Genomic DNA, 12,460 nt, shown 5'->3' with positions numbered 1-12,460 from the left:
TGTGATTTTGAACTGCGTAGAGTACTTGCCCATGAAAAAACCCCCAGGAAGTCAGATTGGTGTCCAACTTTTGGGGTGCAGATCAGACTGTGGGAGGCGGCTTGCCGGCGATGGCTATGGGACAGGCGCAGCAGGTATATGGGCCTTGCTGGCCTCATCGTCGGATCGCCGCCCGCTGCAGAGCCCCCCCCCCACAAGGTTGATGAGCACCCCGGATCTCGTGTCTCCCGTAGGGTCGATGGTGCCTGTTGCCCCTGCGGGTTGAAACGAAACACGGCTGCTCCAATCGGGTGCATGGCACTCACCCGATTGTCGGACAATTGCGTCGATAATGATGGCAAAAAGCCCTGGCAAACGTTCAACTTCTGCGAATTCGTACAACGTTGCGACATTCCTGTACGCCCGCGATCCGTCGTGATGTCCTTTTGAGGCCAAAACTGTCTTTTCGGTATATACCCTGCATGGAGCCCTTTCTGATCTGCTCACCAGGCAGGTCACTTCCTAAAATGACAACAATTGAGGCCACCATGCTCAAACACGCGGTCGTTCCGTTTTTCCTCGGTGCCAGCCTGCTGGCCGGCGCGCCGTTCGCCCAGGCCGCTTCCAGCCTGGTGTTCTGCTCGGAAGCAAGCCCCGCAGGCTTCGACTCGGCCCAGTACGTGGCCGGCACTGACTTCGATGCCGGCGCCGAGGCGATCTACAACCGCCTGAGCCAGTTCGAGCGTGGCAGCACCGCCGTGGTGCCGGGCCTGGCCACGAGCTGGGACATTGCCCCGGACCTGTTGACCTACACCTTTCACTTGCGCAAAGGCGTGAAGTTCCACACCACGCCGTACTTCAAGCCCACCCGTGATTTCAACGCCGACGACGTGCTGTTCACCTTCAACCGCATGATCGACAAGGACATGCCGTTCCGTAAGGCCTACCCCACGGAGTTCCCGTACTTCACCGACATGGGCATGGACACCAACATCAAGAAGGTCGAGAAGCTCGACGACAACACGGTGCGCTTCACCCTCGCCACCGTCGACGCCGCGTTCATCCAGAACCTTGCCATGAGCTTTGCCTCGATCGTCTCGGCCGAATACGCCGACCAGTTGCTCAAGCAAGGCAAGCCCCAAGACATCAACATGAAGCCGATCGGCACCGGGCCGTTCGTGTTCAAGAGCTATCAGAAAGACTCCAACATCCGCTACACCGGCAACAAGCAATACTGGGCGCCTGACGATGTCCGCGTGGACAACCTGATCTTCGCCATCACCACCGACCCGTCGGTGCGCATGCAGAAGCTCAAGCGCAACGAGTGCCAGATCACCGCCTACCCGCGCCCGGCGGATCTTGAGCCGCTCAAGGCCGACAAGAACCTGCAGATGCCCGAACAGGCCGGTTTCAACCTCGGCTACATCGCCTACAACGTCATGGACAAGGTCAAGGGCAGCGACCAGCCCAACCCGCTGGCGCAGCTGAAAGTGCGCCAGGCGCTGGACATGTCGGTGCACAAGCAGCAGATCATCGACTCGGTCTACCAGGGCGCCGGCCAGTTGGCCACCAACGCCATGCCGCCGACCCAGTGGTCCTACGACGACACCATCAAGGACGCCCCTTACGATGCGGACAAGGCCAAGGCCCTGCTCAAGGAAGCCGGCATCAAGGAAGGCACCGAGATCACCCTGTGGGCCATGCCGGTGCAGCGTCCGTACAACCCCAATGCCCGCCTGATGGCCGAGATGATCCAGGCCGACTGGAAGAAGATCGGCATCAACGCCAAGATCGTCAGCTACGAGTGGGGTGAGTACATCAAGCGCGCCAAGGAAGGCGAGATCGGCGCCATGCTGATCGGCTGGAGCGGCGACAACGGTGACCCGGACAACTGGCTGGGCACCCTGTACGGCTGCGATGCGGTCAACGGTAACAACTATTCGAAGTGGTGCGACAAGCCCTACGACGCGTTGATCAAGGAAGCCAAGGCCACCCCGGACCAGGCCAGACGCACCGAGCTGTACAAGCAGGCGCAACACCTGCTCAAGGAGGCGTTGCCGATCACGCCTATCGCGCACTCGACGGTCTACCAGCCGATGCGCAGCTCGGTCCAGGACTTCAAGATCAGCCCGCTGGGCCTGAACTCCTTCTATGGCGTCGGGGTGAAATAAATTGCCGGGGGGCGGTGCTGCGATGAGCGCCGCCGCCGCTTTCAGGACTTTTCCTACGACATTTTCAGCCATTAGACCGACATACCGCAGCCTGCGACTGACATACAGTTGCCGGCTGTCGCGCGCTTGGCCACAAGCCCGGCACGCCCACCAAGGGCCTGATCACCTACGACCGATCAGCGCCCCCGAATAACAAGGACTACCATGCGCCCACTTCTCGCAACGACCTCATTGTTGAGCCTGGCCCTGCTGGCCGCTGCACCTGCACAGGCCGCCAGCAACCTGGTGTTCTGCTCCGAGGCCAGCCCGGCCGGTTTCGACACCGCGCAATACACCTCGGCCACCGACAACGACGCCGCCCAGCCTTTGTATAACCGCCTGGCCGAATTCGAACCGGGCGGCACCGTGGCCGTGCCGGCCCTGGCCACGTCCTGGGACGTGTCGGCCGACGGCCTGACCTACACCTTTCATTTGCGTGAAGGGGTGAAGTTCCACAGCAACAAGGTGTTCACCCCCAGCCGCGATTTCAACGCCGACGACGTGGTGTTCACCTTCAACCGCATGCTCAAGGCCGACCATCCGTTCCGGGTCGCCTACCCGGCCGAGTTTCCATACTTCACCGGCATGGGCCTGGACAAGAAGATCCGCTCGGTGGAAAAGACCGGCCCGCTGACCGTGGTCTTTACCCTCAACACTGTCGATGCCGCGTTCATCCAGAACCTGGCCATGAGCTTTGCCTCGATTCTCTCGGCCGAATACGCCGGGCAACTGATGGCCAGCGGCAAGCCGCGTGACATCAACCAGCAACCGATCGGCACCGGGCCGTTCACCTTCCAGCGTTACCAGAAAGACGCGCAGATTCGCTACAAGGGCAACCCGGACTACTGGGCGCCCGAGCAGGTCAAGCTCGACCAGTTGATCTTCGCCATCAACACTGACGCCTCGGTGCGCCTGCAAAAGCTGCGCAAGAACGAATGCCAGGTCACCCTGCACCCCCGTCCCGCCGATGTGCCGGGCCTGAAGGCCGATCCGCAACTGCAGGTGATCGAAAGCCCCGGCTACAACCTGGGCTATATCGCCTACAACGTACGCCATGCACCGCTGGACAACCTGCAGGTGCGCCAGGCGCTGGACATGGCGGTCAACAAGCAGGCGATCATTGACGCGGTGTATCAGGGCGCCGGCCAGAAGGCCGTCAATGCCATGCCGCCCAGCCAGTGGTCCTATGACACCAGCCTCCAGGATGCACCGTTCGACCCGGACAAGGCCCGCGAGCTGCTGCGCGCCGCCGGGGTCAAGGAAGGCACCGAGCTGAACCTGTGGGCCATGCCGGTGCAGCGCCCGTACAACCCCAATGCCAGGCTGATGGCCGAAATGCTCCAGGCCGACTGGGCCAGGGTTGGCCTGAAGGTGAAGATCGTCAGCTATGAGTGGGGCGAGTACCTCAAGCGCACCAAAAACGGCGAGCACGACATCTCGCTGATCGGCTGGACCGGCGACAATGGCGATCCCGACAACTGGCTGGGCACGCTCTACAGCTGCGCGGCGATTGGCGGCAATAATTACTCGATGTGGTGCGACGCGCAGTACGACCGGCTGGTCAAGGCGGCCATCGCCACCACCGACAAGGGCCAGCGCACCGACCTGTACCAGCAGGCGCAGCGCTACCTCAAGCAACAGGTGCCGATCACGCCCATTGCCCACTCGACCGTCAGCCAGCCGTTGCGGGCCAACGTCGAAGGCTTCCGGGTCAGCCCGTTCGGGCGCAATAACTTTTCCGGCGTGAGCCTCAAGGACTGAGGTCCTCACAGGAGTAACCACCTTGAAACCGATGTATCTGCATGGACCTCTGGTCGGGGTACTGCTGTGCGCCAGCGCGACGCTGATGGCCAAGCCACTGGTGGTGTGCACCGAAGCGAGCCCCGAAGGCTTCGACATCGTGCAGTACACCACGGCGGTCAGCGCCGATGCTTCGGCCGAGACGGTGCTGGAGCGGCTGGTCGCCTTTACACCCGGCACCGCCGACCCGGTGCCGGGGCTGGCCGAGCGCTGGGACATCAGTGACGATGGCCGGGTGTACACCTTTCACCTGCGCCGCGGGGTGAAGTTCCAGACCACACCTGACTTCACTCCCAGCCGCGAGATGAATGCCGACGACGTGCTCTGGAGTTTCCAGCGCCAACTGGACCCGGCCCACCCGTGGCACCGTTTGTCCTCGGTGGGTTTTCCGTACTTTGAAAGCATGGGCTTTCGCACCCTGCTCAAAAGCATCGAGAAACTGGACGACGCCACTGTGCGCTTCACCCTGACCCGGGCTGAAGCGCCGTTCCTGCGCGACCTGGCCATGCCGTTTACCTCGATCTATTCGGCCGAGTACGCCGACCGGTTGCTCAAGACCGGCAAGACCGAATGGCTCAACAGCAGGCCGGTGGGCACCGGGCCGTTCATCCTCACCCGCTATGTCAAGGACGCTCAGGTGCGCTTCAAGGCCAACCCCGACTACTACAAGGGCCCGCCACCCAGCGAAACCCTGGTCTTTGCCATCACGGTAGACAACAATACCCGCCTGCAGAAGCTCAAGGCCAATGAATGCCAGGTGGCGCTGTACCCCAAGCCCGATGACATCGAGGCGGTCAAGGCCGACCCGCAACTGGCCATCGACGAGCTTGAAGGCCTGATGACCAGCTACGTGGCGCTCAATACCTCAAGGCCCTGGCTCTCCGATGTGCGTGTACGCCAGGCCATCAACCTGGCGTTCGACAAGCCGGCCTATCTGGCGGCACTGTTCGGCGCTGAAAAGGCCACCGCCGGCGTCGGTCCCTACCCGCCGACCCTGCTCGGCCATGACCCGGCGCTGCAAGACCCGCCGCGTGACCTTGAACAGGCCCGTGCGTTGATCAGACAGGCGGGGGTGCCCGAAGGCCAGGTGCTGACCCTGTTCACCCGCAATGGCGGCGCGGTCACCAACCCCAATCCGTTGCTGGGTGCGCAGATGCTGCAGGCGGACCTGGCCAGGATCGGCCTCAAGGTGGATATTCGCGTCATGGAGTGGGCGGAGATGCTCCGGCGTGCCAAGCGCGGCGAGCACGACATGGTGTTTGCCGGCTGGGCCGGCGACAACGGTGACCCGGACAACTTCCTGACCCCCAACCTGGGGTGCGAGGCGGCGCGCAACGGCGAAAACTACGCACGCTGGTGCAATGCAGCCTTCGATGCAGCGATTAATCTGGCCCGCAGCACGAGCGAACCTGCGGCACGCGCCGCCCTCTATAAGCAGGCACAGCAGGTCTTTATCCAGGAGCGACCCTGGATCAGCCTGGCGTACCCCAAGCTGTTCATTGCCAGGCGCCACAACGTCGAAGGCTTTCATGTCAGCCCGCTGATCAATAACAACTTCTCGACCACGAGCGTGAAGTAAACAACACCGCCAGCCCCCACGAGGGTGCCGGGCGGCTTGCCTGAAGGCCGATGAGGATCACCACATAATGTTGAGTTTTATTGCCCGCCGGGTGGGGTTGCTGATCCCCACCTTTTTCGGCATCACCCTGTTGACCTTCGCGCTGATTCGCCTGATTCCGGGCGACCCGGTGGAAGTGATGATGGGCGAGCGCCGGGTCGACCCGGAAATGCACGCCCAGGCCATGGAGCGCCTGGGCCTGAACAAGCCTCTGTATGCGCAGTACCTGGACTATATCGGCAAGCTCGCTCAGGGCGATCTCGGCGAGTCGCTGCGCACCCGGGAAAGCGTCTGGACCGAGTTCCTGTCGCTGTTCCCGGCCACGCTGGAGCTGTCACTGGCGGCCTTGCTGTTCGCCGGGGTCCTGGGCCTGCTGGCCGGGGTCACGGCAGCACTCAAGCGAGGGTCGCTGTTCGACCATGGGGTCATGGGCATCTCGCTGGCCGGCTACTCCATGCCCATCTTCTGGTGGGGCCTGATCCTGATCATGTTCTTCTCGGTGAGCCTGGGCTGGACCCCGGTGTCCGGGCGCATCGACCTGCTGTATGACATCCCGCCGGTCACCGGCTTCATGCTCATCGACACCTTGCTCAGCGACGAGCCGGGCGCGTTTCTCGATGCGCTGCACCACCTGATCCTGCCGGCCATCGTGCTGGGCACCATTCCGCTGGCGGTGATCGCGCGCATGACCCGCTCTTCGATGCTCGAAGTGCTGCGTGAAGACTACGTGCGCACCGCCAGGGCCAAGGGGCTGTCGCCGGCACGGGTGGTGTTCATCCACGGCCTGCGCAATGCACTGATCCCGGTGCTGACTGTGTTCGGCCTGCAGGTCGGCGCACTGCTGGCCGGCGCGGTGCTGACCGAGACCATCTTTTCCTGGCCGGGCATCGGCAAATGGCTGATCGAAGCCATCGGCGCCCGGGACTACCCGGTGGTGCAGAACGGCATCCTGCTGATCGCCTGCCTGGTCATTCTGGTCAACTTCGTCGTGGATATTCTCTACGGCCTTGCCAACCCTCGTATTCGCCATCAGCGCTGAGATCATTCCCATGAGCGATAACACTCCTGCGGTAGCAGTCGATCAAAGCCTGCTCTACCCCTCGCCGGCCAAGGAATTCTGGCAGGCCTTTGCCAAGAACAAGGGCGCGGTAGCCGGCCTTGTATTCATGATCATCATTGTGTTCTGCGCGCTGTTCGCGCCCTGGGTGGCGCCGCATGACCCCAGCGAGCAATACCGCGACTTTCTGCTGACGCCGCCGGCCTGGCTCGAAGGCGGCCAGTGGCAATTCCTCCTCGGCACCGACGAGTTGGGCCGCGACCTGCTGTCGCGCCTGATCCACGGCTCACGCCTGTCGCTGCTGATCGGCCTGTCGTCGGTGGTCATGTCGTTGATCCCCGGCATCCTGCTGGGCCTGCTGGCCGGGTTCTTCCCGCGCCTGCTCGGGCCCACCGTGATGCGCCTGATGGACATCATGCTGGCCCTGCCCTCGCTGCTGCTGGCCGTGGCCATCGTCGCCATCCTCGGCCCTGGCCTGATCAACACCGTGATTGCCATCGCCATCGTGTCCCTGCCGTCCTATGTGCGCCTGACCCGTGCCGCGGTGATGGGCGAGCTGAACCGCGACTACGTGACCGCCGCCCGACTGGCCGGCGCCACCCTGCCCCGGTTGATGTTCGTGACCGTGCTGCCCAACTGCATGGCACCACTGATCGTGCAGGCCACCTTGAGTTTTTCTTCGGCGATCCTCGACGCCGCCGCGCTGGGCTTCCTGGGCCTGGGCGTGCAACCGCCGACGCCGGAGTGGGGCACCATGCTCGCCTCGGCGCGCGACTACATCGAACGCGCCTGGTGGGTGGTCAGCCTGCCCGGCCTGACCATTTTGCTCAGCGTGCTGGCAATCAACCTGATGGGCGACGGCCTGCGCGATGCGCTGGACCCGAAACTCAAGAACGCCGCCTGAGGAGATTCCCATGTCTTTGCTTGAAATTCGTAATCTCTCGGTGCGTTTCGGCGATGCCAAGGCGGTGCCGGTGGTCGATGGCCTGTCGCTGAGCGTCGACAAAGGCGAGGTGCTGGCCATTGTCGGCGAGTCCGGCTCGGGTAAATCGGTGACCATGATGGCGCTGATGGGCCTGATCGAGCACCCCGGCATCATCCAGGCCGATGCGCTGAACTTCGACGGCCACGAGCTGCTGAAACTCAATGCCCGGCAGCGGCGCAAGATCATCGGCAAGGACCTGGCCATGGTGTTCCAGGACCCGATGACCGCGCTGAACCCCAGCTACACCGTGGGCTACCAGATCATCGAGGTGCTGCGCCAGCACCTGGGGTTGTCTGGCAAGGCCGCACGCCAGCGCGCGCTGGAGCTGCTGGAAAAGGTCGAGATTCCCGGCGCCGCCCAGCGCCTGGACGCCTACCCGCATCAATTGTCCGGCGGCATGAGCCAGCGGGTGGCAATTGCCATGGCGATTGCCGGCGAACCCAAGCTGCTGATCGCCGACGAGCCGACCACCGCACTGGACGTGACCATCCAGGCGCAGATCATGGAACTGCTGCTGAGCCTGCAGAAAGAACAGAACATGGCCCTGGTGCTGATCACCCACGACCTGGCGGTGGTCGCCGAGACCGCGCAGCGGGTCTGCGTGATGTACGCCGGACAAGCTGTGGAAGTCGGCCAGGTGCCGGGCCTGTTCGAGGTGCCGGCGCACCCGTACAGCGAAGCGCTGCTGGCGGCGATTCCGGAACACAGCATGGGCGCCGAGCGCCTGGCCACCTTGCCGGGCATGGTGCCGGGCCGCTACGACCGCCCGATGGGCTGCCTGCTGTCGCCGCGCTGCCCGTACGTGCGCGACAACTGCCGTGTCCAGCGCCCGGCGCTGGACCCCAAGGCGCATAGCCTGGCACGTTGTTTCTATCCCTTGAACCAGGAGGTGGCGTAATGAGCGTCGTACTGACTGCCCGCGACCTGACCCGTCACTATGAAGTCTCCCGTGGCCTGTTCAAGGGCCACGCCACCGTGCGCGCCCTGAACGGCGTGTCGTTCGAACTGGAGGCCGGCAAGACCCTGGCGGTGGTCGGCGAGTCCGGCTGCGGCAAGTCCACCCTGGCCCGGGCCCTGACCCTGATCGAAGAGCCCTCGTCGGGCTCGTTGCAGATTGCCGGGCAGGAAGTCACCGGCGCCAGCAAGGCCGAACGCAAGCAACTGCGCAAGGACGTGCAGATGGTGTTCCAGAGCCCGTACGCCTCGCTCAACCCGCGGCAGAAGATCGGCGACCAGCTGGGCGAGCCACTGCTGATCAACACCGACCTGAGCCGTGCCGAGCGCCGCGAAAAGGTCCAGGCGATGATGAGCCAGGTCGGCCTGCGCCCCGAGCATTACCAGCGCTACCCGCACATGTTCTCTGGCGGCCAGCGCCAGCGCATCGCCCTGGCCCGGGCCATGATGCTGCAACCCAAGGTATTGGTGGCCGATGAACCGACCTCGGCGCTGGACGTGTCGATCCAGGCCCAGGTGCTGAACCTGTTCATGGACCTGCAGCAGGAGTTCAACACCGCCTATGTGTTCATTTCGCACAACCTCTCGGTGGTGCGCCATGTGGCCGACACGGTACTGGTGATGTACCTGGGGCGGCCGGCGGAAATGGGCCCCAAGGAGGCTATTTACGAACGTCCGCTGCACCCTTATACCCAGGCGCTGCTGTCGGCGACCCCGACCATCCACCCCGACCCGCTGAAGCCGAAGATCAAGATCGTCGGCGAACTGCCCAACCCCCTCGACCCACCCAGCGGCTGCGCCTTTCACAAGCGCTGCCCGTACGCGACGCCGCGCTGCGCCAGCGAGGTGCCGGCCCTGCGCGAAGTGGATCGCCGGCAGGTGGCGTGTCACTACGCCGAACAGTTCGTCGCCGGTTGAGGCAGGCATCTTGGCACCTGTGGGGAATCACCCGCTGCCGCGTAGCAGACACGGGACCCGGTAAGAGCCCGCTTGCCGGCGACCGGCTGCGTCAGCAGTCGTAAATTTTCAGCGTTTCCGAGAATTTGCGAGCGCTGCGCACTCGGTCGCGGTGGTCCGGCATCCCGGCAAGCGCGCTCCTACCGGGGATCCAGGTATCCGGGTGAAAGAATTAACCAAACGGTTAATTCCTGGGTTTATAATTGCCCGATTCCACTATGGGTGCTTCAAAATGACACATCGACAACCACTGTCCGGGGTCGCCAGGTTCATCCTGTCGGGCCTGGGGATCATCATTGTTCTGCTTGGCCTGGTGCTGGCTGCCAACGGTTTCACGCTGGTGCGTGTCGGTGGCAGCTGGTATTTCCTCATTGGTGGCCTGGTCATGGCCGTTTCCGGTGGGCTGATCGCGGCACGCCGCACCGCCGGCGCCTGGCTGTTCGGCGCCTTCCTGCTGGGCACTGCCGCCTGGGCGCTGGCCGATGTCGGCCTGCAGTTCTGGCCGCTGTTCTCGCGCCTGTTCATGTTCAGTGCCGTAGGCCTGGCCGTGTTGCTGGTCTACCCGCAACTGGCCCGTGCCAGCGGTGCCGCACCGAGCAAGGCGCCGTATGGCCTGGCCGGCGTGCTGGCCATCGCACTGGTGATTGCCGTGGGCAACATGTTCGTCGCCCACCCCAGCGTCGCCCCGACCGGCACCGGTCCCGGCCTGACGCCGGTGGACCCGGCCAACGCGCAGAAAGACTGGGCACACTACGGCAACACCGAAGGCGGCAGCCGTTTCGCGGCGCTGGACCAGATCAATCGCGGCAACGTCGATAAGCTCAAGGTGGCCTGGACCTACCGCACCGGTGACGTCGCGGTCAGCAACGGCAACGGTGCCGAAGACCAGCTCACCCCGTTGCAGATCGGCAGCAAGGTGTTCATCTGCACCCCGCACAACAACATCATTGCGCTGGATGCCGACACCGGCAAAGCGCTGTGGAAGAACGAAATCAACGCCCGGTCCGGCGTGTGGCAACGCTGCCGTGGCCTGGCCTATTTCGACGCCACCGCCCCGATCGCCGCGCCCGCCCGGCCTGGCAGCTCGCCGGTGATTGCGGCCAGCGTACCGGCCGGCAACTGCCAGCGTCGCCTGCTGACCAATACCATCGATGCCCGCCTGATCGCGGTCGATGCCGACACCGGCGCGTTCTGCGAAGGCTTTGGCGTCAACGGCCAGGTCGACCTGAAAGCCGGCCTCGGCAATGTGCCGGACTCGCACTACCAGCTGTCTTCGGCGCCGCTGATGGCCGGCACCACCGTGGTAGTGGGCGGACGCGTGGCGGATAACGTCCAGACCGACATGCCCGGCGGCGTGATCCGGGGCTTTGACGTGATGACCGGACAAATGCGCTGGGCCTTCGACCCGGGCAACCCGCAAGCCCGTCAGGCCCCGGCCGACGGCAAGACCTATGTGCGCAGCACGCCCAACAGTTGGGCGCCGATGTCCTACGATCCGGCCATGAACACCGTGTTCCTGCCGATGGGCAGCTCGTCCACCGACCTCTATGGCGTTGAGCGCAGCCAACTGGACCATACCTATGGCGCCTCGATCCTGGCGCTGGACGCCAGCAGCGGCACAGAAAAGTGGGTGTACCAGACGGTACATAATGACCTGTGGGACTTCGACCTGCCGATGCAGCCGAGCCTGATCGATTTCACCAGACCCGACGGCCAATCGGTCCCGGCGCTGGTGATCGGCACCAAGGCCGGGCAGATCTACGTGCTCGACCGCGCCACCGGCAAGCCGCTGACCCAGGTCGACGAAGTGCCGGTCAAGGCTGGCAACATCCCCAACGAGCCGTACTCGCCGACCCAGCCCAAATCGGTGGGCATGCCGCAGATCGGCGCCCAGCAACTGACCGAGTCGGACATGTGGGGCGCCACCCCGTATGACCAGCTTTTGTGCCGCATCGACTTCAAGAAGATGCGCTATGACGGCCTGTACACCACGCCAGGCACCGACCGCTCGCTGAGCTTTCCAGGCTCGCTGGGTGGCCTGAACTGGGGCGGGTTGTCCACCGACCCGGTGCATGGCTTCATTTTCGTCAACGACATGCGCCTGGGCCTGTGGGTCGAGATGATTGCCTCGCAGAACCAGGGCAAGGCCGCCGCCGGTGGCGAAGCGATCAACACGGGCATGGGCGCGGTGCCGCTCAAGGGCACCCCGTATGCGGTGAACAAGAACCGCTTCCTGTCGCTGGCCGGCATTCCGTGCCAGGCACCACCCTACGGCACGTTGACCGCCATCGACATGAAGACCCAGAAGATCGCCTGGCAAGTGCCGGTGGGCACCGTTGAAGACACAGGTCCCCTGGGCATCGCCATGGGCCTGCCGATCAAGATCGGCCTGCCGACCCTGGGCGGCACCCTGTCGACCCAGGGCGGCCTGATCTTCATCGCCGGCACCCAGGACTTCTACCTGCGCGCCTTCAACAGCGCCAACGGCGAAGAAGTCTGGAAAGCCCGTCTGCCGGTCGGCAGCCAGGGCGGCCCGATGACCTACGTCTCGCCGAAAACCGGCAAGCAGTACGTGGTCATCACCGCCGGCGGCGCCCGCCAGGCCAAGCAGCGCGGTGACTACGTGGTGGCCTACGCCCTGCCGTAAAGCCTTCGGCCCGTCCTTCGGGGCGGGCCACGCCGTTTATGGCCGCGAGCAAGAGGTTGGGTCAGGGCATCACATTCTGGTGTCTGGCCATCAGTCTTCGCGACCGTTGGTCGCTCCTACGAGAGAGGGCCAGATGTCTGGCCTATGCGTGATCTGCGCCTCGCAATACCGCGGCCATGCACCTTCTGAACCGTCTATTGGGCACCTCTAAAAACTACCTGCGTTGTCATTGCTGCGTTAAAAACAGGCTCGG

8 protein-coding genes are annotated in these 12,460 nt (G+C 63.9%); all 8 read left to right on the top strand.

Annotated elements, in window-relative coordinates:
- The first annotated feature begins 527 nt into the window (after positions 1-527).
- The 8 genes from DGA31_RS28890 to DGA31_RS28855 all read left to right on the top strand — a co-directional run bounded on the left by DGA31_RS28890 (position 528) and on the right by DGA31_RS28855 (position 12,207).
- Entirely contained in the window at positions 528-2,150 is a 1,623-nt protein-coding gene (locus tag DGA31_RS28890; protein ID WP_056835964.1) for an ABC transporter substrate-binding protein, read from the top strand.
- 204 nt (positions 2,151-2,354) lie between these two features.
- The gene (locus DGA31_RS28885) at positions 2,355-3,950 is read left to right on the top strand and encodes an ABC transporter substrate-binding protein (RefSeq protein ID WP_056835966.1); all 1,596 of its coding nucleotides are present in this window, start codon (positions 2,355-2,357) and stop codon (positions 3,948-3,950) included.
- 31 nt (positions 3,951-3,981) lie between these two features.
- On the top strand, positions 3,982-5,568 hold the full coding sequence (locus tag DGA31_RS28880) for an ABC transporter substrate-binding protein (protein ID WP_109514855.1): 1,587 nt from the start codon (positions 3,982-3,984) through the stop codon (positions 5,566-5,568).
- A gap of 67 nt (positions 5,569-5,635) precedes the next feature.
- Positions 5,636-6,646, top strand: coding sequence for an ABC transporter permease subunit (locus DGA31_RS28875; protein WP_056835970.1), 1,011 nt, complete (start codon positions 5,636-5,638; stop codon positions 6,644-6,646).
- Between the two features lie 10 nt (positions 6,647-6,656).
- Complete coding sequence (locus DGA31_RS28870; RefSeq protein ID WP_056835972.1) at positions 6,657-7,568, top strand: ABC transporter permease subunit; 912 nt, start codon at positions 6,657-6,659, stop codon at positions 7,566-7,568.
- A gap of 10 nt (positions 7,569-7,578) precedes the next feature.
- Positions 7,579-8,547: an ABC transporter ATP-binding protein gene (locus DGA31_RS28865; RefSeq protein WP_109514854.1), complete on the top strand. Its 969-nt coding sequence runs from the start codon at positions 7,579-7,581 to the stop codon at positions 8,545-8,547.
- Positions 8,547-9,521 carry a peptide ABC transporter ATP-binding protein gene (locus DGA31_RS28860; RefSeq protein WP_056835976.1) on the top strand — a complete coding sequence of 325 codons (975 nt, stop codon included), beginning with the start codon at positions 8,547-8,549 and terminating at the stop codon, positions 9,519-9,521. The genes DGA31_RS28865 and DGA31_RS28860 overlap by 1 nt, the downstream gene beginning before the upstream one ends.
- A gap of 271 nt (positions 9,522-9,792) precedes the next feature.
- Positions 9,793-12,207, top strand: coding sequence for a glucose/quinate/shikimate family membrane-bound PQQ-dependent dehydrogenase (locus DGA31_RS28855; protein ID WP_109514853.1), 2,415 nt, complete (start codon positions 9,793-9,795; stop codon positions 12,205-12,207).
- Positions 12,208-12,460: the final 253 nt, after the last annotated feature.

The organism is Pseudomonas ovata, assembly GCF_003131185.1.
GTDB classification, from domain to species: Bacteria; Pseudomonadota; Gammaproteobacteria; order Pseudomonadales; family Pseudomonadaceae; genus Aquipseudomonas; species Aquipseudomonas ovata.
The sequence above is the reverse complement of the archived record's forward strand: the minus strand, read 5'-3'. Positions and strand labels throughout refer to the sequence as shown.